This is a genomic window from Streptomyces sp. NPDC089799, assembly GCF_040684755.1.
GTDB lineage: Bacteria > Actinomycetota > Actinomycetes > Streptomycetales > Streptomycetaceae > Streptomyces.
This window is the reverse complement of sequence record NZ_JBFBGR010000009.1, coordinates 34,760-56,137: the sequence shown is the minus strand read 5'-3', so window position 1 is coordinate 56,137 and position 21,378 is coordinate 34,760. Positions and strand designations below refer to the sequence as shown.

The window sequence follows — 21,378 nt, the reverse complement described above, 5'->3', positions numbered from 1 at the left end:
GGAACGGCTAGCGCGCCCCCCGGCCCAGCCGGGCCCGGCCGAGGCGGTTGCGCACCAGGTCGGCCGCGCCGTCCGCGCCGGGCGCGAGCCGCAGCGCGAGCGATCCGGCGGCCGTCCGGTACGGCTGCGCCAGCAGCACACCGTACCGGCTGCTGGGGAGCGCCCGCCTGCGCAGGAGGTCACCGAGGGGACGCAGGGAGGTGAGCAGGGTGCTTCCGTCGGCGCACTCCACACCCACCCGGACGTCCCATGCCTGCATGCCGCGCAGGCCCAGCCGGCGGCCGGTGACGGCCAGCGCGGTGGGCTTGAAGGGCAGTTCGGCGGTCCAGGTGCCGTCCGCGCCGGGCCGCAGCTCCACCGGGTGCCCGCTGACCGGTTCGCCGCCGCCGCGGGGCAGGAACCGCAGCCGGGCGGTGCGCGGACCGGCCGCGGCGAGCCGCCCGTAGAGGTCGTGGACGCGGACGGTCAGGGCGCCCGGCCCGGCCGCCGGTTCGGCGTCGACGGTGACCGGGAGCTCGGCGACCGGCAGCGAGCCGAGGCCGTCGAGTTCGGCGGCGGGCAGCTCCGCGCTCCACACCGGGGTGCCGTCGGCGGTCTCGGCGTACGGCGGCAGCAGGCGCGGGGGTTCGGCGGCGAACCGGGTCAGCCGCTCGACGTCGGCGGGCGGTTCTTCACAGGCGCGCAGCACGCGGACGACCCACCGGGCCTTGGGTGCGGCCGCCTCGACGGCGGCCTCGTCGAAACCGGCGACGTAGCCGCGGGTCAGGTCCCACCAGTCCTGCCGGTACACGGGGTCCTTGCCGAGCTCGCGCAGGTACATGCGGAGGTCGTATTCGAGGAACTTGACCCGGCAGGCGAGTCCGAGGAGCGGGGAGGCGGCGGCGAGGACCTCGTGCGCGGTGCGGTGCGCCTCGATCCGGGAGCGCCAGTTGCCGACGTCCTTGCGGTCCAGGGAGATGGAGACCTTCGCGGCGCTGCGCCGGACGTGCCAGACGTAGACGAGGTCCTCGACGACGGCGATGCGCGGGGCCGCGGCCAGCACGCGGGCGGTGAAGACGAAGTCCTCGTAGACGAACCGGCCGTCGGGGAAGCGGATGCCGTGCGCGTTGAGGAAGTCCTTGGCGTAGAGCTTGTTGACGCAGAGGGTGTCGCGGACGAGTTCGGGCCGGTCCGCGGGGTCCTCGATGACCTCGCCGGGGGTGAGCAGGCCGGGCATCCACGGCACGTCGTTGCCCTGGGGCAGCTCGCGGCGCACGCAGGAGCCGACGGTGACCTGTGCGCGGTGCTCCTCGGCGGCGCGCAGCAGCGCGGCGGCCGCTCCGGGCGGCAGGACGTCGTCGCTGTCGAGGAAAAGGACGTACGGCGCGCCGGCGGCCGCGATGCCGTCGTTGCGCGGGGTGCCGCAGCCGCCGCTGTTCTCCGCGCGGTGGATCACCTTCAGGCGCGGGTGCTCGGCGGCGAGCTCGTCCAGCACCCGGCCGGTGCCGTCGGACGATCTGTCGTCCACCGCGATGACCTCGCTGACGGCCGGGCCCTGGGCGAGGGCCGAGGCGACGGCCTCCCCCACCAGCCCGGCGTCGTTGTAGGCGATCACGATGACGCTGACGCTCGGAGTGCTCACCGGAGCGATCCTACGGGAGCGCGGAAGCGGCCGGTCCGGGTGCCCGGACCGGCCGCTGCGGACGCTGCCCGCGGGTGCCTCAGAAGGGGCGGAACTCGTCGTACTCGCGCTGCGCGGCGTCGCCGCGCTGGGCTTCCTTCTCCTTGCGGCGCTGGGTGGCCGGGCGCGGGGCGTCCAGACGGTGGTCCTCACCGCGGCGGCCCAGCATCTCGGCGCCGGCCTGGAGGGTCGGCTCCCAGTCGAAGACCACGGCGTTCTCGTCGGAACCGATGGCCACGCCGTCGCCGGCGCGGGCGCCGGCCTTCATCAGCGCGTCCTCGACGCCGAGGCGGTTGAGGCGGTCGGCGAGGTAGCCGACGGCCTCGTCGTTGTTGAAGTCGGTCTGGCGGACCCAGCGCTCCGGCTTCTCGCCGCGCACCTGGTAGATGTCCTCCGCCTCGTCGTAGGTGACGGTGAAGCCGGAGTCGTCCAGGGCCTTCGGGCGGATGACGATGCGGGTCGCCTCCTGCTTGGGCTTGCGGGCGCGGGCCTTGGCCACGATCTCGGCGAGGGCGAAGGAGAGCTCCTTCAGGCCGGTCCGGGCGACCGCCGAGACCTCGAAGACCTTGTAGCCGCGCTCCTCCAGGTCGGGCCGGATCATGTCGGCGAGGTCCTGGCCGTCCGGGATGTCGACCTTGTTGAGCACGACCAGCCGCGGACGCTTCTCCAGGCCGCCGCCGTACTGCCTGAGCTCCTCCTCGATGACCTCGAGGTCGGAGAGCGGGTCGCGGTCGGACTCCAGGGTGGCGGTGTCCAGTACGTGCACCAGCACCGAGCAGCGCTCGACGTGCCGCAGGAACTCCAGGCCCAGGCCCCTGCCCTGGCTGGCGCCGGGGATCAGGCCGGGGACGTCGGCGATGGTGTAGACGGTGGAGCCGGCGGTGACCACGCCCAGGTTCGGGACCAGCGTGGTGAAGGGGTAGTCGGCGATCTTCGGCTTGGCGGCGGAGAGCACCGAGATCAGCGAGGACTTGCCGGCGCTGGGGTAGCCGACGAGGGCCACGTCGGCGACGGTCTTCAGCTCCAGGACGATGTCGCCGGAGTCACCGGGCTCGCCGAGCAGTGCGAAGCCGGGGGCCTTGCGGCGGGCCGAGGACAGGGCCGCGTTGCCGAGGCCGCCGCGACCGCCCTGGGCGGCGACGTACGTGGTGCCCTGGCCGACCAGGTCGGCGAGGACGTTGCCCTGCTTGTCGAGGACGACCGTGCCGTCGGGAACGGTGAGGAGCAGGTCCTGGCCGTCCTTGCCGGAGCGGTTGTCGCCCTCGCCAGGCTTGCCGTTGGTCGCCTTGCGGTGCGGGCTGTGGTGGTACTCCAGCAGCGTGGTGATCGACTGGTCGACGGTCAGGATCACGTCGCCGCCGCGGCCGCCGTTGCCGCCGTCGGGGCCGCCGAGCGGCTTGAACTTCTCCCGGTGTACGGAGGCGCAGCCGTGGCCCCCGTTACCCGCGGCGACGTGCAGCTCGACGCGGTCCACGAAGGTGGTCATGGTTGTTCCTCCAGATGTACAGCGATGTACGGAAAAGTCTTGCGTTACAGCCTGTGTAACGCGCCGAGGGCGGACCCGCTTCCCGGCTTGCGCCGGGAAGACTCAGATCCGCCCTCAGTGAGTTTCGAACGCCTTGATCAGATGATCAGATCAGGCGGCCGGAACGATGTTCACGACCTTGCGGCCACGGTGGGTGCCGAACTGCACCGCGCCGGCCTGCAGGGCGAACAGCGTGTCGTCGCCACCACGGCCGACACCGGCGCCCGGGTGGAAGTGGGTGCCGCGCTGGCGGACGAGGATCTCACCAGCGGAAACGACCTGACCGCCGAAGCGCTTCACGCCGAGCCGCTGGGCATTGGAGTCGCGACCGTTCCGGGTGGACGATGCGCCCTTCTTGTGTGCCATTGCTCAGTCCCTCTTTACTTCGCGGCCGTCGGGATGGACGTGACCTTGATCGCCGTGTACTGCTGACGGTGACCCTGGCGACGGCGGTAGCCCGTCTTGTTCTTGTAGCGCAGGATGTCGATCTTGACGCCCTTGTGGTGGTCCACGACCTCGGCCTGGACCTTGATGCCCGCCAGGACCCACGGGTCGCTGGTCACGGCGTCGCCGTCGACAACGAGCAGGGTCGAGAGCTCGACCGTGTCGCCAACATTGGCAGTGGAAATCTTGTCAACCTCAACGATGTCGCCGACAGCAACCTTGTGCTGGCGGCCACCGCTGCGCACGATGGCGTACACGCGGATCTCTCTCTCGCTCGAAATGGGAACCCCTGAAGCCAGCCGACCCCCGTCGAACACGGGGCGGCCTCCCCCGCGCCGCGAAGGACCCGGGAGGTGAGTTGCTCAGTGGCTGGCGTGCACTGAGACACGCCGACGGTCAAGGTTACGGGGCCGGGTTTGAGAGGTCAAACCGGGCCCCGTGACCCCGCCCGCCCCCGGGGTCCCTCACAGGACCCCGGGGGCGGGAACGGCTGCGATCAGGCCTCGGTGGAGGCCGAGACGGACGGAGCGGTCTGCTCCGCCGCCGCGGTCTTCTTCGTCGCCTTCTTGGCCGTGGTCTTCTTCGCCGTCGTCTTCTTGGCGACGGCCTTCTTCGCGGTCGTCGTCTTCTTGGCGACGGCCTTCTTCGCCGGGGCCTTCTTGGCGGCCGTCTTGCGGGCCGTCTTCTTGGCCGGGGCAGCCTCCTCGGCCGGCCCGTCCGCCGGGGCTTCCGCGGCCGGGGCCTCGGTCTGCTCCGGGGCGGCCACCACCAGGACCGCGGCCTCGGCGCCCGCCGGGGAACCGGCCGGAGCGGTGGCCTTACGGGTGGCGCGGCGGCGCGGACGCGCCGGAGCGGCCTCCGCGACCGGCGCCGGCTCGGGCGCGGCCTCGGCCACCGGGGCCACGGCCGGCTCGGCGGCCGGGACCACGACCTCGGCGACGGCCGGGGCCTCCGCCTCGGCAGCCGGCTTCGGCGAACCCGCCGGAGCCGTCGCCTTGCGGGTGGCACGGCGGCGCGGACGCGCCGGAGCGGCCTCCGCGACCGGAGCGGCCTCCACGACCTGCTCGGGCTCGGCCACGGCCTCGGCGGCCGGCTCCAGGACGGTGTCCGCGGGCTCGGTCACCGGCACGGCCTCGACCACCGGCTCCACCACGGGCTCCACGACCGGCTCCGCGACCGGCTCGGCCACGGCCACCGGCTCGGCGGCAGCGGCACGCGGGGCGGCGGCACGCGGGGCACCCGCCGGAGCGGTGGCCTTGCGGGTCGCGCGGCGGCGGTTGCGGCGCGGGCTCAGACCCGCCGCGGCCTCCGCCTCGGCCGGGCTGCTGTAGAGCTCCTCGTCCGGGACGAACGCCGGCTCGGGCAGCGCCACCGGGGCGGCGGCCTCCGCAGCGACCTCGGCCTCGGTCTCCACGGCCACGGCGGAACCGGCGGTCTCGACCACCTCGACCTCGTGCTCGTGCTCGTGGCCGCGGCCGGCGCGCTTCTTCGCGCGCTTGCCGTTGCCACCGCCGCCGACGGCCGTCGGCTGCTCCATGTGCACGATCACACCGCGCCCGTTGCAGTGGACACAGGTCTCGGAGAAGGACTCCAGCAGGCCCTGGCCCACCCGCTTGCGGGTCATCTGGACCAGGCCCAGCGAGGTGACCTCGGCGACCTGGTGCTTCGTACGGTCCCGGCCCAGGCACTCCAGCATGCGCCGCAGCACCAGGTCCCGGTTGGACTCCAGCACCATGTCGATGAAGTCGATCACGACGATGCCGCCCAGGTCGCGCAGCCGCAGCTGGCGCACGATCTCCTCGGCCGCCTCCAGGTTGTTCCTGGTGACCGTCTCTTCGAGGTTGCCGCCCTGACCGGTGAACTTGCCGGTGTTGACGTCGATGACGATCATCGCCTCGGTCTTGTCGATCACGAGGGAGCCGCCCGAGGGCAGCCACACCTTGCGGTCGAGCGCCTTGGCGAGCTGCTCGTCGATCCGGTACGTCGCGAAGACGTCCACCTCTGAGGTCCAGCGCGACAGCCGGTCGGCCAGGTCCGGAGCCACGTGCGAGACGTAGCCGTGGATGGTCTCCCAGGCGCCGTCACCGCTGACGATGACCTTCGAGAAGTCCTCGTTGAAGATGTCGCGCACGACGCGGACGGTCATGTCCGGCTCGCCGTACAGCAGGCTCGGCGAAGAGGTCGAGATCTGCTTCGACTTCTTCTGGATGTCCTCCCACTGGGCCTGCAGACGCTCGACGTCGCGGCGCAGCTCGTCCTCGCTCGCGCCCTCGGCGGCGGTGCGCACGATGACGCCCGCGTCCTCGGGGACGATCTTCTTGAGGATGGTCTTCAGGCGCGCGCGCTCGGTGTCGGGCAGCTTGCGGCTGATGCCGGTCATCGAGCCCTCGGGCACGTAGACCAGGTAGCGGCCGGGCAGCGAGACCTGCGAGGTCAGGCGGGCGCCCTTGTGGCCGATCGGGTCCTTGGTGACCTGGACCAGCACGGACTGGCCGGACTTCAGAGCGGACTCGATGCGGCGCGGCCCGTTGGCCATGCCGAGCGCCTCGAAGTTGACCTCACCGGCGTACAGGACGGCGTTGCGGCCCTTGCCGATGTCGATGAAGGCGGCCTCCATGGACGGCAGCACGTTCTGGACCTTGCCCAGGTAGACGTTGCCGACGTACGAGGTGGCCTCCTCCTTGTTGACGTAGTGCTCGACGAGCACGTTGTCCTCGAGGACGCCGATCTGGGTGCGCTCGCCGGACTGGCGGACGACCATCACGCGCTCGACGGCCTCACGGCGGGCCAGGAACTCGGCCTCCGTGATGATCGGCACGCGGCGGCGGCCCTGCTCGCGGCCCTCGCGGCGGCGCTGCTTCTTCGCCTCCAGGCGGGTGGAGCCCTTGATGGACTGCACCTCGTCGGAGGCCTCCTTCTCGCGGGCCGGGCGCGGCTCGCGGACCTTGACGACCGTGCGGACGCCGTCCTCGTCGGCGGCGGCCTCCTCGGCGCCGGTGTCACCGGAACGGCGACGGCGGCGACGGCGACGGCGGCTGGAGCTGCTGCCGAGCGCGGCGCCCTCCTCCGACTCGTCCTCGTCCTCGGCCTCGGCGGCGGCCTCGTCGGCCTCCTCCTCGTCGGCTTCCTCGGCGGCCTCGTCGAGCTCGGCGGACTCACCGCGGCGACGGCGGCGGCCACCACGGCGACGGCGGCGCGACGGACGCCCGTCCGCTTCCTCGGTCTCGTCCTCGGCCTGCTCGGCGGCCTCGTCGGCCTCGGCTTCGGCCTCGGTCTCGGTCTCGACCTGGTCCTCGGGCTCCGGCTCGGCGGCCACGGGGGCGCCGCGGCGGCGGCGACGGCGGCCGGAGGGCTGCTCGACGGGGACCTGGACCTCGGCGACGGCCTCGGTCTCGTCCTCCTCGAGCTCCTCCGCGTCCTCGGCCTCGGCCTCGGCGGCGCGGGCGGCGGCGACGGCCGCGGCGGCGGTCTCCGGGGTCTGGAACATCGGCTCGGTGAACACCGGGGCCTGGAACACGGCCACGGCGGGGCGCACGGAGCGGCGCGAGCGGGCCGGGGCCTCGGCCTCCGGCTCGGCGGCCGGGGCGGGCGCGGGCTCGGACTTCCGGGCGGGCGCGGCGGCGCGGGTGGCGCGGCGGCGGGTGCGGCCCTTGGGGGCGTCGACGGCGTCGGCGACCGTCACGGTCTCCACCGCGGCGGGAGCCTCCTCGGCGGCCGGGGCCGGGGCCTCGGCGGCGGGAGCGGCCTCGGTGGCGGCCGGAGCCACCGGAGCGGTCGCCGCACGCGTGGCACGACGACGGGTACGGGCCTTCGGCGCCGTCTCCTCCACCGCGGCGGCCGGGGCGGCCTCGGCGGCGACGGGCTCGGCAGCGGCCTCGGCGACGGGCGCCTCGACAGCGGCGGACGCTTCCACGACGGCGGACGCGGCGGGCGCGACAGGCGCCGCGGCGGCACGGGTCGCACGACGACGGGTACGCGCCGGAGCAGCGGCCGGAGCCTCCTCCACGGCCTGAGCCGCAGCCTCGGCAGCGGGGGCCTCTACGACAGGAGCGGCCTCGGCGGCGGCCGGAGCCACCGGAGCGGTCGCCGCACGCGTGGCACGACGACGGGTACGGGCCTTCGGCGCCGTCTCCTCCACCTCGGCGGCCGGGGCGGCCTCGGCGGCGACGGGCTCGGCAGCGGCCTCGGCGACGGGCGCCTCGACCACGGCGGACGCGGCGGGCGCGACAGGCGCCGCGGCGGCACGGGTCGCACGACGACGGGTACGCGCCGGAGCAGCGGCCGGAGCCTCCTCCACGGCCGGAGCCGCAGCCTCGGCAGCGGGGGCCTCGGCAGCGGGAGCGGCCTCGGCGGTGGCCCCCGGCGGGCCGGCCGGACGCGACGCGGCACGGCGGCGTCGGCGCGGCGGCAGGTTGTCGCTGGGGCTGTCGCCACCGGCGGCGGGGTTCTCGATTTCGTTGTTGAGCATGCGGGCGGTTCTCCCGTCACGCCCCCTGGGCACCGCGGCTGACATCCGGTCCGGCACGGCTCCGCACGATGAATGCGGAGCCTGCCTCCGGGGCGCGTTCGCCTCACGGGAGCTGTAGGTCCAAGGCCGCCGGTTCCGTACGCGTGGTGCGTACGGCCTGGCGGAAGTCTTCAGGTCAGTGCGCGGCCCGACCCAGGTGGCTCCCGAGTACCAGGACCGCGCGTCGAGACGTCCTTACGCGGCGGGACCTTCCGGCGCCTTCGCGGCGGCAGTCTCGGCGGCCGTGGGTGGGGCGGCCGTGACAGCCTCGCGGTCGGGCGCGAGCGGGTCGGTCACCGTGCCGGACTCCTCGTCGAAGAGCCCCTGCGCCAGCCTGGTCACCGCTGCGGGGACCGGCGGCGCCAGGTCGGCCACAGCTCGGAGACCGGACAGGACGTCGTCGGGTCGCACGGCAGGTGTCACGTGCCGAACAACCAGCCGCAGTATCGCACAGGCATTGTCCGGCGTCCTATCACCCGGAGCGGGCGCCGCTTCGAGGCTGACCACCGCCCCCCGGGTGTCGAAGGTCCGCATGCCGTTCTTGGTCCGGCGCTGGACCTCGACCGCCTCGGCGGCGAGGAACACGCCGGCGGCCCGTTCGGCCTCGTCGGCCTCCACGCCTTCCAGGCGCAGCTCCCAGATGGAGGCGGTCAGCCGGTCGGCGAGGCCCGAGGTGCGGGCCTCCACGGCGTCGGTGATGTCCAGGCCCGCCGGCAGGGACTCGTCGAGCAGCTCGCGGAGCTTCTCGGGGTCGCGGTGGGCGGTGAGGGCGATCTCCAGGTACTCCGCCTCGCTGCCGGTACCGGTCGGAGCGGCGTTGGCGTAGCTGACCTTCGGGTGCGGGGTGAAGCCGGCCGAGTAGGCCATCGGCACCTCGGCGCGGCGCAGGGCCCGCTCGAAGGCGCGCTGGAAGTCGCGGTGGCTGGTGAACCGGAGGCGGCCGCGCTTGGTGTAGCGCAGTCGGATGCGCTGCACCGCCGGTGCGGGCGGTGGGCCTTCGGGCTGTCGCTTGCCCAGTGGTTCTTCTCCTTGTGCGGGGCGCGAGCGCTCAGGCTCCGCCCTGTGACGTCTTTCGCAGCCGGTGCGGCTCCGGGGCCGCGCCCACGGCTGTCGTACTACCCAGAGTACGCGCCCGTGACCTCGCCGGTTCCCGGGGAGGAGTACCCCACAGGGCCCGGCGCACCTGCTCGCGGGCCTCGCGCACGGCACCCCGTACGGTCCGCCAGGCATCACGCACGGCATGTCCGGCCGGGGTGAGCACATGCCGGTACACCCTGGTCGCCGGCCACCCGACGGTCACCCAGCCGACCCACTTGACCGCACGCCACAGCGCCCGCAGGATCCGCCCGGCCACGTGCCAGGCCCACACGAGCACCCGCCAGACGGGCCGCAGCACATGGATCCACACCCGTGCGCCCAGCCACCCGAGCGAGATCCCGACGGGCCGGATCAGACAGGTCCACACCTGCATGCCGAGCCACCCGAGGGCAACCCCGACGGGCCGGACCGCGTACCGCCACACCCGAACGGCGACCCAGCCCACGACCAGCGCCGACGGCCTGACCACGTACCGCCACAGCCCGACCCACGGCCAGACGAACACCGCCATGGCCAGCACCCACCCCAGCCGGGCCAGCGCCTTCCCGGCCGGCCGCAGCAGATACGTCCACAGCACCTGCCCGACCCACCCGCCGGCCACCCCCAGCGGGTGCAGCACCCACCGGTACAGGAACGCCCCGAGGGGCGCGAGCAGGTACGTGTACACCCGCTCGGCGAGCCACCCGCAGCCCACCCCCACGGGCCGCAGCAGGTACCGCCACAACCCGGTCCAGGGCCAGACGAACACCAGCTTCAGCAGAACGACGCACACCCACCCCAGCGCCCGTCCGCACGGCACGAGCACGTACGCGTACACCGGGTGGAGCACGTACTCCCGGAACGGCCGCAGCAGATACCGCCCCACAGCCCGCGCCGCGACGACAACGAGATCCCAGACCAACCGCACGGGCAGCACGACGGCCACGGCCACCGCCTTGGCCACCCCGCCGAGACACCCACCGGCAGCCGGCGCGGGCTGTTCCTTCAGCGTGTTCATACACCTCAGGACACCCTGAGGCGTGGTGCAGTTGCGGTCAGTCGATGGAACCGGGCTCCGCCAGCCAGCGGGTGCGCAGATCCGCGTGCTTCGCGATGGTCTCGAAATCCCGGTCGTAGTGGAGGACGGTGAGCCGGTGGTGCTGCGCGGTCAATGCCACGACGAGGTCGATGACGCCGGCTGAGCGGAGAGCCCCCGCCGCTGCCAGCGTGGACTGGAGCGCCATGACCTTCGTCCAGACGCCGTCGGGGACCCCGTACCAGGCGTAGAGGTCGCGGTGGGTTCCGCGCATTTCCGTGTACTGGCCTGCCGACCTCGCCGAGTACAACACCTCGGCCTCTGTCGCCGGGCACATGCCGATCCGGCCGGCGCTCAGGGCGCCCCGCCACGCCGCGAACGGCCCCGGCAGGGTGATGCGGTGCGCTGCCGAGGTGTCGATCAGGTATCGCTCGCCGAGGTCCCCCACGATCCGCGCACCTCCTCCTTGAAGCCAGGCTCCCGCCCCTTGTCGAACGCGCCCTCCTCGTCGAGGGCGAGGAGTCTGGCGAGCGCCCGCTCCCTTCTGACCCGTGCTCCTATTTCCGCGAGCGCCGCGTTGACCGTGTCCTTCTTGGTCTTCGTTCCCAGCGCCTCCGCCGCCAGCGCGAGCGCTTCCTCATCCAGATCGATAACAGTCTTCGCCATGTACATCCACCTCCGCGAGAAAACTATATCCAGCACACATCACAGCGGAAACATTTCAGCACCCTTCGAACACATATGCCCCCGCCGGGAAGATCCCGGCGGGGGCATATCGATCAGGGCAGCGGGGGCTACTTGACCACGGTCAGCGGCAACATCTTCTTGCCCGTGGGGCCGATCTGGATGTGGGTGTCCATCTGAGGACACACGCCGCAGTCGAAGCACGGGGTCCAGCGGCAGTCCTCGACTTCGGTTTCGTCGAGGGCGTCCTGCCAGTCCTCCCAGAGCCAGTCCTTGTCGAGGCCCGAGTCCAGGTGGTCCCAGGGGAGGACCTCCTCGTAGGTGCGCTCGCGGGTGGTGTACCAGGCGACGTCCACGCCGTACTCGGGCAGGGTCTTCTCGGCCGCCTGCATCCAGCGGTCGTACGAGAAGTGCTCGCGCCAGCCGTCGAAGCGGCCGCCGTCCTCGTAGACCGCGCGGATGACGTCGCCGATGCGGCGGTCGCCGCGGGAGAGGAGGCCCTCGACGATGCCCGGCTTGCCGTCGTGGTAGCGGAAGCCGATGGAGCGGCCGTACTTCTTGTCGCCGCGGATCTTGTCGCGGAGCTTTTCGAGACGGGCGTCCGTCTCCTCCGCCGAGAGCTGCGGCGCCCACTGGAACGGGGTGTGCGGCTTGGGCACGAAGCCGCCGATGGAGACCGTGCAGCGGATGTCGTTCTGGCCGGAGACCTCACGGCCCTTGGCGATCACGTTGACCGCCATGTCGCCGATCTGGAGGACGTCCTCGTCGGTCTCCGTGGGCAGGCCGCACATGAAGTACAGCTTCACCTGGCGCCAGCCGTTGCCGTACGCCGTGGAGACCGTACGGATCAGGTCCTCCTCCGAGACCATCTTGTTGATGACCTTGCGCATGCGCTCGGAGCCGCCCTCGGGGGCGAAGGTGAGGCCGGACCGGCGGCCGTTGCGGGTCAGCTCGTTGGCCAGGTCGACGTTGAAGGCGTCCACCCGGGTGGAGGGCAGCGAGAGGCCGATCTTGTCTTCCTCGTAGCGGTCCGCGAGGCCCTTGGCGATGTCGGCGATCTCCGTGTGGTCCGCGGAGGACAGGGAGAGCAGGCCGACCTCTTCGAAGCCCGTGGCCTTCAGACCGCGGTCCACCATCTCGCCGATGCCGGTGATGCTTCGCTCCCGCACGGGGCGCGTGATCATGCCGGCCTGGCAGAAACGGCAACCGCGGGTGCAGCCGCGGAAGATCTCGACGGACATCCGCTCGTGGACCGTCTCGGCGAGCGGGACCAGCGGCTGCTTGGGGTACGGCCACTCGTCGAGGTCCATGACGGTGTGCTTGGACACGCGCCACGGCACGCCGGAGCGGTTGGGGACCACGCGGGCGATACGGCCGTCGGGCAGGTACTCGACGTCGTAGAAGCGCGGGATGTAGACCGCACCGGTCTTGGCCAGGCGGAGCAGGACCTCGTCGCGGCCGCCGGGCCGGCCCTCGGCCTTCCAGGCGCGGATGATCTCGGTCATGTCGAGCACGGCCTGCTCGCCGTCGCCGATGATCGCCGCGTCGATGAAGTCCGCGATCGGCTCCGGGTTGAAGGCGGCGTGGCCGCCCGCCAGGACGATCGGGTGGTCGACGGTGCGGTCCTTGGACTCCAGCGGGATGCCCGCCAGGTCCAGGGCGGTGAGCATGTTCGTGTAGCCCAGCTCCGTGGAGAAGGACAGGCCGAACACGTCGAAGGACGAGACCGGGCGGTGGGAGTCCACGGTGAACTGGGGGACCCCGTGCTCGCGCATCAGGGCCTCCAGGTCGGGCCACACGCTGTAGGTGCGCTCGGCCAGGACGCCCTCGCGCTCGTTGAGCACCTCGTAGAGGATCATGACGCCCTGGTTGGGGAGCCCGACCTCGTACGCGTCCGGGTACATGAGCGCCCAGCGGACGTCGCTGCTCTCCCAGGGCTTGACGGTGGAGTTGAGTTCACCGCCGACGTACTGGATGGGCTTCTGCACATGCGGGAGCAGCGCTTCGAGCTGGGGGAAGACCGACTCGGACATCACGCGACTTTCGTGAAGCGGGCAGGGGGAGACATTCCAGGGTACCCGAGGCCCGGACGGCCTCCGTCGGCCTTGATCACCGGTGCCCCCTGCCCGCGGTGGTCAGCCGAGGGCGGCCCTCAGGGCGGGATCGGACGCCTCGGCCCAGAGCTCCGGGAGGTCGCGTTCGGCGCGTTCGGCGCGGGCCTCCTCGCGGCCGTGGAGGAGGCCCCAGCTGAAGGAGGGCTCGCCGGCGCCGTGGGCCTGGTGGGCCAGGTCGAGGAGGGCGGTGCGGGCGACCACGCTGTCCTGGTGCTCGCCGAGCAGGCTCTGGACGGACTTCATGGCCTTGGCGAGCTTCCTGGCGGGTTTGCCGAGTGCGGGTTCGGCGGCCTCGGCGGCGTAGCGGGCTCGTTTGGCGGCCTTGCGGGCGTCGTGCAGGGCGTGGTCGCGCTCCTCCCCCGGGTCCAGGGACAGGGCGTGGTCGACGCGGGCGGCGAGCCGGCCGTAGTCGTGCAGGACGGCTTCGGGGAGGGCCTTCGCGGCGGGCTTCCCGGCGCCGGACTTCAGGGGCGGGTCGGCGAGCAGGCCCTCCAGGGTGTCGAGCAGGGCGAGGTGGCGGCCGTCGTCGAGGGCGGCGAGGGTCTGGCGGCGGGAGCCGGAGCGGCGGGTCTTGTTCCAGGTGCGGAGGCGGCGGCGGGCCGGGCCGGAGACGAGGGTGCGCGGGAGGCCGGTGAGTGCGGTCAGGAAGTGCTCGTGGAGGACTTCCTGGTCGCGGTCGACGCCGAGTTCCCGGCCGAGCCGGCGCAGTTCCTCGCCGATCGGGTCGGTGACGTCCCGGTCGAGGACCTTGCGGTAGGTCTTGAAGGCGCTGCGCAGGCGGCGGGCGGCGACCCGCATCTGGTGCACGGAGTCGGGCTCGTCGCGGCGTACGGCCGGGTCGTAGGTGATCAGGGCGTCGACCTGTTCGCGGAGGTACGCCAGGACGTACGCGCCGGCCGTGCCGTCGTCCCCGGGGTCGGGGCGGGGGCGGGCGGGGGGTTCGGTGCCGGTTTCGGCGAGCGCGCGGGCGAGTTTGGAGGGGGCGTCGGAGACCTTGAGCCCGGCCTTCCCGAACGTCTTCTCGACGGCGTCGAGGAGGGCGGGGTCGGTGTCGTCGGCGAGTTCGACCTCGACCTCGGTCCAGGCGGCGGTGGTGTCCTCGCGTTCGGCGGTGACGCTGTCGGTGCTGAGTTCGGCGAGGAGGGTCCCGTCGGCGGCGAGGAGGTGGCTGATCCGGCGCGAGGAGAGCAGCCGGACCCGGGGTTCCAGCGGGGCGTCGCGGACGCGGGAGCGGACGAGGGCGGCGAGGGACCGGGGCAGGGTGTCGCTGAGGGCGGCCCGGACCTCGTCGCGGACCCCGGGGGCGACGGGGAGCTTGAGGTGCCAGCCGGCGTCCTCGCCGCCGGTGCGGCGGCGCAGGGTCAGGCCGTCGGCGGCGAGCCGGTGGTCGGGGGTGTCGTAGTAGACGGCGTCGAGGTCGGCGGTGCCCTGGTCGTGGACGGCGGCGATGCCGGCCGTGCCCGTCAGGTCCGGTACCCCGCGGCGTTCCGCCTTCGGCTTCGTGAACTCGAATTTCCGCTCGATCTCGCGCTTCGTGTCCGCCATGCATCGAACGTAGTCCTGAACGGGGTGGAACGCGGTGGTGAACGGGAGATTCGGCCGAGATCCTCTCGGGGTGTGGGCCCGGCCGGGGCTCCCGCCGAGCCGGGCGGTGGCGTGGCCCGGCCGGGGCCGGTGTGGCCGGCTCCGGCCGAGCGGGTCCGCCGGCCGCGCCCTGTTCGAGCGAAGTCGAGAACTCGGGGAGGGTGGGCACACCGGGACACCCCGCTCAAGCACTCGCCCCCGCCCTGCCGGAGCCCCGCCCAGGGTGGGGACCCCCATCGCCCTGCGGGACGCCTGCCCACACCGCGCGGCACGGCCCACGCCGCGCGGGCGCCTGCCACAGCGGGCGCGACGCCCCGCGCCGGGCGGACGCTAAGCGCTTATCGGGCGTTGCACCCTGATGGATTGGAGTAGTCCGACCGCGACCCATACGGCGAACATCGAGGAGCCGCCGTAGGAGACGAAGGGGAGGGGCAGGCCGGCGACCGGCATGATGCCGAGGTTCATGCCGATGTTCTCGAAGGCCTGGAAGGCGAACCAGGCGATGATCCCGGCCGCCACGATCGTGCCGTACAGCTCGGTGGTCTCGCGGGCGATCACGCAGGCCCGCCACAGCACCACGGCCAGCAGGCCGAGGATCGCGAGGCCGCCGACGAAGCCCAGCTCCTCCCCCGCCACCGTGAACACGAAGTCGGTCTGCTGCTCGGGCACGAACTGCCCGGTGGTCTGCGGGCCCTTGAACAGGCCCGACCCCAGCAGGCCGCCGCCGCCGATCGCGATGCGCGCCTGGTTGGTGTTGTAGCCGGCGCCCGAGGGGTCGAGGTCGGGGTTGGCGAAGGCGGCGAAGCGGTTGATCTGGTACTCGTCGAGCACGCCCAGCTGCCAGACCAGGATCGCGCCGCCGATGCCGGAGCCCAGCAGGCCCAGCACCCAGCGGTTGGAGGCGCCCGAGGCCAGCAGCACGCCGAGCACGATCACCACCATGACCATGACCGAGCCCAGGTCGGGCATCAGCATGACGATGCCCATGGGTGCGGCGGCCAGGCACAGCGCCTTGACCACGGTCCGGTGCTCGGGGTGCACCAGGTCGCCCGCGTCCACGCGGGCGGCCAGCAGCATCGCCATCACCAGGATGATGGTGACCTTGACGAACTCGGAGGGCTGGAGGGAGAAGCCGCCTCCGATCACGATCCAGGCGTGGGCGCCGTTGATGGTGGCGCCGAGCGGGGTGAGCACCGCCGTCACCAGGAGCAGCGAGAGCCCGTAGAGGACGGGTACGGCGCCGCGCAGCGTGCGGTGGCCGAGCCAGACCGTGCCGGCCATCAGGACCAGGCCGATGCCGGTGTTGAGCAGGTGGCGGTAGAGGAAGTACTCGGGGTCGCCCTGGTTGAGGGTGTCCCGGTTGCGGGTGGCGGACCACACCAGCAGGGCGCCGATCAGGGACAGGGCGAGCGCGGAGAGCAGTATCGGCCAGTCGAGTCGGCGCACGACGGAGTCGCGGGCCGTCAGCCGGGCGATCGGGCCCTTCTGCGGCGCGTACCGGGAGACGGAGAACTTGGTGGCGGTCGGCATCTTCGGCTCAGTCCTGCCGGTGTCGGGGCGGGGCGGGGGGACCGGCGAGTCCGGGCGTCTGCTCCTCCGGGGTCGGAGGCACGTACGGCTTGATCTCGGGGGCCTGGATGGTGCCGTCGGGCTGCACGGCGGGCAGCTTGGCCTCGGGCTTGGGCAGCAGCGCCTTGCCGGTCGGCTTGCCCTCCATGGTGAGTCCGTACAGCGCGTTGTAGATGTTGCGCACGGCGGGGCCCGAGGCGCCGGAGCCGGTGCCGCCCTGGGAGATCGTCATCACGATGGTGAAGTCGTCGGTGTACGTCGCCAGCCACGAGGTGGTCTGCTTGCCGTAGACCTGGGCGGTGCCGGTCTTGGCGTGCATGGTGATCTTGTCCTGCGGCCAGCCGCCGAAGCGCCAGGCCGCGGTGCCGCCGGGCTCGACGACGGACTGCAGGCCCTTGTCCAGGTCGGAGATGGTCTTGGCGTCGACGGGCAGCTTCGCGTGGAACTTGGGCTTGATCTCCTCCACGGTGCCGTCGGGGCCGACGACGGCCTTGCCGACGATGGGGTGGTAGAGGGTGCCGCCGTTGCTGATGGCGCCGTAGATGGACGCCATCTGGATGGGGGTGACGAGGACGTCGCCCTGGCCGATGGCGAAGTTGATGCTGTCGAAGGCCTTCAGCTGGTTGCCTTCGAGGCAGTTCTCGTACGCGATCTGCTGGACGTAGGTGCCGCCCTTCTTGCCCTCGCGGCACCAGGAGTCCTTGTTGGCCTCCCAGAAGCTCTTCTTCCACTGGCGGTCGGGGATGCGGCCGGTGACCTCGTTGGGCAGGTCGATGCCGGTCTCGGAGCCGAGTCCGAAGTCGCGGGCGGTCTTGTAGAACCAGTCGTGGGCGTCCTTCTTGGGGCTCAGGCCGCCGTCGCGCTGCCATTCCTTGTGGCCGAGGGCGTAGAAGACGGTGTTGCAGGAGAACTTGAGGGCTTCGCCGAGGGTGATGGGGCCGTGCCCCTTGGACTCGAAGTTCGCGAAGCTGCGGCCGCCCATGTTGTAGGAGGCGCTGCAGTTGTACTTGTCGTCGAAGCCGTATCCGGCGCGTACGGCGGCGCTCGCGGACACCACCTTGAAGATCGAGCCGGCCGGGGCCTGGCCCTGGATGGCCCGGTTGAGCAGCGGGTAGTTGGAGCTCTTGCTGGTGAGCCGGGCGTAGTCCTGGCCGGAGATGCCGCCGACCCAGGCGTTGGGGTCGTAGTCGGGCTGGGAGGCCATGGCGACGACGCGGCCGGTCTTGGCCTCCATGACGACGACGGCGCCGGAGTCGGCCTCGTACTTGCGGTTGGTGATGTTGTCCGTCTCGTTGCGGACGACCTTCATGGCCTGGGCGAGTTCGTACTCGGCGACGGCCTGGACGCGGGCGTCGATGCTGGTGACCAGGGTGGAGCCGGCCACGCCGGGGTCGGACTGGGTCTGGCCCATGACCCGGCCGAGGTTGTCGACCTCGTAGGAGGTGACCTGGGCCTTGCCGCGCAGCTGCTTGTCGTAGGTGCGTTCGATGCCGGAGCGGCCGACCTGGTCCGAGCGCAGGTGCGGGGAGTCGGTGTCCTTGGCCTTCTGGATCTCGTCGTCGGTGACGGGCGAGAGGTAGCCGAGCACCTGGGCGGTACGGGCTCCACCGGGCGCCGGGTAGCGGCGGACGGCGGTGGGCTCGGCGGTGATGCCGGGGAAGTCCTCGGGGCGCTCGCGGATCGTGAGGGCCTGCTGGGTGGTGGCTTCGAGGGTGACCGGGATCGGCTGGTACGGGGAGCCGTTCCAGCAGGGCTTGGGGGTCTTGGAGTCGCAGAGCCGGATCTTGTCCCTGACCTCCTGCGGGTCCATGTTCAGGACTCCCGCGAGGCGGGTCAGGACGGCCTTGCCCCGGTCCTTTATCTTCATCAGCTCGGTGCGGGACGCCGAGACGACCAGGCGGGTCTCGTTGTCGGCGATCGGGACCCCGCGGGCGTCCAGGACGGAGCCGCGCACGGCGGGCTGCACCACCCGCTGGACGTGGTTGCTGCGGGCCGCGTGCGCGTACTCGTGGCCCTGACGGATCTGCAGGTACCAGAGCCGTCCGCCGAGCGTGAGCAGCAGGGAGAACACGAGCACCTGGATGATGACGAGCCGGATCTGCACCCGGGGGGTGCGGCCGGTCTCCGGGATGTTGGTCATGCGTCGTGTTCCCCCGTCACAGCTTCTTGACGCTCTTCACGCCCTTGATGCCCTTTATCCGGCCGGCCCGGTTGGCCCGGCCGCGGGCGGTCCGCAGCCGGAGTCCGCCGCGCTGGCCGCCGATGCGCAGGCCGGTGCCGCCGGCCACCCAGCCGGAGGAGACGTCGGTGCCCTGCGGTGCGCCGGCGTTGGCCTCCACGGCCATCGGGTCGTTCTCCGCGCGGCGGGCCAGGGCCATGATGAACGGCACCGTGAACGGGGCGAGCACCAGGTCGTAGAGGACGGCGCTGAACAGCAGTCCGCCGAGGCCGACGTGGCGTTCGGCGGTGTCGCCGACCAGGACGCCCACGCCGACGTAGAGGAGGACGGAGCCGATGGCGGCGGCGACCACGGTGAGCATGGGGCCCCAGACGGACCGGAAGCGTCCCTTGTCGGGGCGGGCCAGGCCGGCGGCGTAGCCGATGACGCACAGGACGAGGGCGTAACGGCCGAGGGCGTGGTCGGCGGGCGGGGCGAGGTCGGCGAGGAGTCCGGCGCCGAAGCCGAGCAGGGCTCCGGAGGTGGGGCCGTAGACCAGGGACAGGGCGACCACGGTGAGCAGCAGCAGGTCGGGGACGGCGCCGGGCAGTTGGAGCCGTCCCAGGACGGTGACCTGGATGACCAGGGCGACCACGACGAGGGTGCCGGAGAGCAGGATCCGGTTGAAGCGCATGGCTCACCTCTCCTCTTCGTCAGCCGGGCGGCCGGAGACGCTCGGGGAGGGCGTCACCGTGACGGTGACCGTGGGGATGGGCTTCGGGGGTTCGGGCTTGGGCGGCAGGACGGCGTCGCGGGGGTCCTCCCGGGGCGGTACGACGACCACGCCGACGATGTCGAGGCGGGAGAAGCCGACGAAGGGGCGGACGTGGACGGTGCGGGTGAGTCCGCCGCCGGAGGGGTCGACGCGGACCACCTCGCCGAGCGGGACGCCGGGCACGAAGGGCTTGTTGGCGCTGGAGCCGAAGGTGACGAGGCGGTCGCCGGGGCTGACCTTGGCCTTGCCGTTGAGCATCTGGACGGACAGGGGGCGGTCGCCCTGGCCGGTGGCGAAGCCGAGTTCGCCGGTCTTCTCCAGGCGGGTGCCGACGGTGAAGTCGGGGTCGCTGGCGAGGAGGACGGTGGCGGTGTCGGGGCCGACGGTGGTGACCCGGCCGACGAGTCCGTCGCCGTTGAGGACGGTCATGTCGCGCTGGATGCCGTCCTTGGTGCCGGCGTCGATGGTGACCGTCCAGGAGAAGCCCTGGGCCGCTCCTATGGCGATGACCTCGGCACCCTTGATGCCGTACTGGCCGGCTCCGGCGCGCTTGAGCATGCCGTCGAGTTCCAGGATGCGGCTGCGGTTGCGGTCGTCGCTGCCGAGCTTGGCCTTGAGGGCCGCGTTCTCGCGTTCCAGCACGCTGATCCGGTTGTGCCGTTCACCGGAGTCCCGTACCGCTCCTATGGCGTTGGCGACCGGGTCGACGGCGGTCGCCACGCCCTTCTCGACCGGGCCGAAGACCGCGGCGGCGGCCTGCCGGGCACCGTCGACCGGCGACTCCTCGCCCGCCCGGATGTCCACCGTGATCAGTGCGAACGCGATGGCGACCAGCAGTACCAGGAGCAGCCGGCTTTCTCGTGTGTCCCTCACGTGCGGCGGCCGTGCCTTCCGTTGTGATCCGTTCCGGTGTGCGGACCGGCTCCCGGTGGAGCCGGTGCTTCCACCGGGTTCCCTGCCTGTATATCAACGATCCGCCGTACGGGAGCGGCAGCACCCGTACGGCGGATCCTCGTGTTCCGCGGGTCCCCTGGAGGTGGGGATCCGTTCACCGCCGGGGCTGGGCGTCCAGTACCTGCTGGAGTGCCTCGAACTCCTCCACGCACTTGCCGGAGCCGAGTGCGACGGAGTCGAGGGGGTCCTCGGCGATGTGGATGGGCATGCCGGTCTCCCGGCGGAGCCGCTCGTCGAGGCCGCGGAGGAGCGCGCCTCCGCCGGTGAGGACGATGCCGCGGTCCATGATGTCGCCGGAGAGCTCCGGCGGGCACTTGTCGAGGGTGGTCTTGACGGCGTCGACGATGGCGTTGACCGGTTCCTCGATGGCCTTGCGGACCTCGGCGGCCGAGATGACGACCGTCTTGGGGAGTCCGGAGACCAGGTCGCGGCCGCGGATCTCGGTGTGCTCGTCCTTGTCGAGGTCGTACGCCGACCCGATGGTGATCTTGATCTGTTCGGCGGTCCGCTCACCGAGGAGGAGGCTGTACTCCTTCTTGATGTGCTGGATGATCGCGTTGTCGAGCTCGTCACCGGCCACCCGGATGGACTGTGCCGTGACGATTCCGCCGAGGGAGATGACGGCGACTTCGGTGGTGCCGCCGCCGATGTCCACGACCATGTTGCCGGTCGCCTCGTGGACGGGGAGGCCGGAGCCGATGGCGGCGGCCATGGGCTCCTCGATGATGTGCACCTGGCGGGCGCCGGCCTGGGTGGACGCCTCGATGACGGCGCGGCGCTCGACTCCGGTGATGCCGGAGGGGACGCAGACCACGACGCGCGGGCGGGCCAGGTAACGGCGCTTGTGGATCTTGAGGATGAAGTAGCGCAGCATGCGCTCGGTGATCTCGAAGTCGGCGATGACGCCGTCCTTGAGCGGGCGTACCGCGACGATGTTGCCGGGCGTCCGGCCGATCATCTTCTTCGCCTCGGATCCGACCGCCAGGATGCCGCCGGTGTTCGTGTTGATGGCGACGACGGAAGGCTCGTTCAGGACGATCCCCCGGCCCCTCACGTACACCAGCGTGTTGGCGGTCCCGAGGTCGACAGCCATGTCACGGCCGATGAACGACATTGAGTTCCCCTTGTTCCCCATGAGGAGCGTCTGGCCTTCCAGTTGATAGCGGCTGCTGTCAGGTCGGCGAGGTGGGTGTGGGTGGAGGCCCCATCGTAGTGCTGTACCTGAGCACGTGCGCGACGGGACTCCGCTTGGGGTGACGCGGGGCCGTCTGGACGGCCTCCGCCCCCGTAT

Annotated in this window: 16 protein-coding genes; all 16 read right to left on the bottom strand. The window is 72.1% G+C overall.

The window, feature by feature from the left end; all coding sequences use genetic code 11:
- Positions 1 to 7: 7 nt before the first annotated feature.
- On the bottom strand, positions 8 to 1,621 hold the full coding sequence (locus tag AB0O36_RS11920; protein WP_365107724.1) for a glycosyltransferase family 2 protein: 1,614 nt from the start codon (positions 1,619 to 1,621) through the stop codon (positions 8 to 10).
- A gap of 79 nt (positions 1,622 to 1,700) precedes the next feature.
- On the bottom strand, positions 1,701 to 3,146 hold the full coding sequence (gene obgE / locus AB0O36_RS11915; protein ID WP_365107721.1) for a GTPase ObgE: 1,446 nt from the start codon (positions 3,144 to 3,146) through the stop codon (positions 1,701 to 1,703).
- A 150-nt stretch (positions 3,147 to 3,296) separates the two neighbouring features.
- The gene (rpmA, locus tag AB0O36_RS11910; protein ID WP_008738950.1) at positions 3,297 to 3,551 is read right to left on the bottom strand and encodes a 50S ribosomal protein L27; all 255 of its coding nucleotides are present in this window, start codon (positions 3,549 to 3,551) and stop codon (positions 3,297 to 3,299) included.
- A 14-nt stretch (positions 3,552 to 3,565) separates the two neighbouring features.
- On the bottom strand, positions 3,566 to 3,886 hold the full coding sequence (rplU, locus tag AB0O36_RS11905; RefSeq protein WP_365107718.1) for a 50S ribosomal protein L21: 321 nt from the start codon (positions 3,884 to 3,886) through the stop codon (positions 3,566 to 3,568).
- 239 nt (positions 3,887 to 4,125) lie between these two features.
- On the bottom strand, positions 4,126 to 8,097 hold the full coding sequence (locus AB0O36_RS11900) for an Rne/Rng family ribonuclease (protein ID WP_365107715.1): 3,972 nt from the start codon (positions 8,095 to 8,097) through the stop codon (positions 4,126 to 4,128).
- A gap of 234 nt (positions 8,098 to 8,331) precedes the next feature.
- The gene (locus AB0O36_RS11895) at positions 8,332 to 9,111 is read right to left on the bottom strand and encodes a TIGR03936 family radical SAM-associated protein (RefSeq protein ID WP_365107712.1); all 780 of its coding nucleotides are present in this window, start codon (positions 9,109 to 9,111) and stop codon (positions 8,332 to 8,334) included.
- 73 nt (positions 9,112 to 9,184) lie between these two features.
- On the bottom strand, positions 9,185 to 10,231 hold the full coding sequence (locus AB0O36_RS11890; protein WP_365107710.1) for a hypothetical protein: 1,047 nt from the start codon (positions 10,229 to 10,231) through the stop codon (positions 9,185 to 9,187).
- 37 nt (positions 10,232 to 10,268) lie between these two features.
- Positions 10,269 to 10,697, bottom strand: coding sequence for a PIN domain nuclease (locus AB0O36_RS11885; protein ID WP_365107707.1), 429 nt, complete (start codon positions 10,695 to 10,697; stop codon positions 10,269 to 10,271).
- Complete coding sequence (locus AB0O36_RS11880) at positions 10,670 to 10,915, bottom strand: type II toxin-antitoxin system VapB family antitoxin (RefSeq protein ID WP_365107705.1); 246 nt, start codon at positions 10,913 to 10,915, stop codon at positions 10,670 to 10,672. The genes AB0O36_RS11885 and AB0O36_RS11880 overlap by 28 nt, the downstream gene beginning before the upstream one ends.
- A 128-nt stretch (positions 10,916 to 11,043) precedes the next feature.
- Complete coding sequence (locus tag AB0O36_RS11875; RefSeq protein ID WP_365107702.1) at positions 11,044 to 12,969, bottom strand: TIGR03960 family B12-binding radical SAM protein; 1,926 nt, start codon at positions 12,967 to 12,969, stop codon at positions 11,044 to 11,046.
- A gap of 99 nt (positions 12,970 to 13,068) precedes the next feature.
- Positions 13,069 to 14,592, bottom strand: a complete 1,524-nt coding sequence (locus AB0O36_RS11870; RefSeq protein WP_365107699.1) for a CYTH and CHAD domain-containing protein — start codon at positions 14,590 to 14,592, stop codon at positions 13,069 to 13,071.
- 369 nt (positions 14,593 to 14,961) lie between these two features.
- Positions 14,962 to 16,161, bottom strand: a complete 1,200-nt coding sequence (gene rodA, locus AB0O36_RS11865; RefSeq protein WP_365107696.1) for a rod shape-determining protein RodA — start codon at positions 16,159 to 16,161, stop codon at positions 14,962 to 14,964.
- 7 nt (positions 16,162 to 16,168) lie between these two features.
- Positions 16,169 to 18,340, bottom strand: a complete 2,172-nt coding sequence (mrdA, locus tag AB0O36_RS11860) for a penicillin-binding protein 2 (protein ID WP_365107693.1) — start codon at positions 18,338 to 18,340, stop codon at positions 16,169 to 16,171.
- 16 nt (positions 18,341 to 18,356) lie between these two features.
- Positions 18,357 to 19,052: a rod shape-determining protein MreD gene (mreD, locus tag AB0O36_RS11855; RefSeq protein ID WP_365107690.1), complete on the bottom strand. Its 696-nt coding sequence runs from the start codon at positions 19,050 to 19,052 to the stop codon at positions 18,357 to 18,359.
- A gap of 3 nt (positions 19,053 to 19,055) precedes the next feature.
- Positions 19,056 to 20,006, bottom strand: a complete 951-nt coding sequence (gene mreC / locus AB0O36_RS11850) for a rod shape-determining protein MreC (RefSeq protein ID WP_365107687.1) — start codon at positions 20,004 to 20,006, stop codon at positions 19,056 to 19,058.
- Positions 20,007 to 20,181: 175 nt separating this feature from the next.
- Positions 20,182 to 21,201, bottom strand: a complete 1,020-nt coding sequence (locus tag AB0O36_RS11845) for a rod shape-determining protein (RefSeq protein WP_125647420.1) — start codon at positions 21,199 to 21,201, stop codon at positions 20,182 to 20,184.
- Positions 21,202 to 21,378 lie beyond the last annotated feature (177 nt).

Coding starts and splice junctions, on each gene's coding strand:
- rodA (WP_365107696.1), bottom strand. CDS start 16,161: ATGCCGACCGCCACCAAGTTCTCCGTCTCCCGGTACGCGCCGCAGAAG.
- AB0O36_RS11880 (WP_365107705.1), bottom strand. CDS start 10,915: ATGGCGAAGACTGTTATCGATCTGGATGAGGAAGCGCTCGCGCTGGCG.
- obgE (WP_365107721.1), bottom strand. CDS start 3,146: ATGACCACCTTCGTGGACCGCGTCGAGCTGCACGTCGCCGCGGGTAAC.
- mreD (WP_365107690.1), bottom strand. CDS start 19,052: ATGCGCTTCAACCGGATCCTGCTCTCCGGCACCCTCGTCGTGGTCGCC.
- AB0O36_RS11890 (WP_365107710.1), bottom strand. CDS start 10,231: ATGAACACGCTGAAGGAACAGCCCGCGCCGGCTGCCGGTGGGTGTCTC.
- mrdA (WP_365107693.1), bottom strand. CDS start 18,340: ATGACCAACATCCCGGAGACCGGCCGCACCCCCCGGGTGCAGATCCGG.
- AB0O36_RS11870 (WP_365107699.1), bottom strand. CDS start 14,592: ATGGCGGACACGAAGCGCGAGATCGAGCGGAAATTCGAGTTCACGAAG.
- AB0O36_RS11900 (WP_365107715.1), bottom strand. CDS start 8,097: ATGCTCAACAACGAAATCGAGAACCCCGCCGCCGGTGGCGACAGCCCC.
- rpmA (WP_008738950.1), bottom strand. CDS start 3,551: ATGGCACACAAGAAGGGCGCATCGTCCACCCGGAACGGTCGCGACTCC.
- AB0O36_RS11845 (WP_125647420.1), bottom strand. CDS start 21,201: ATGTCGTTCATCGGCCGTGACATGGCTGTCGACCTCGGGACCGCCAAC.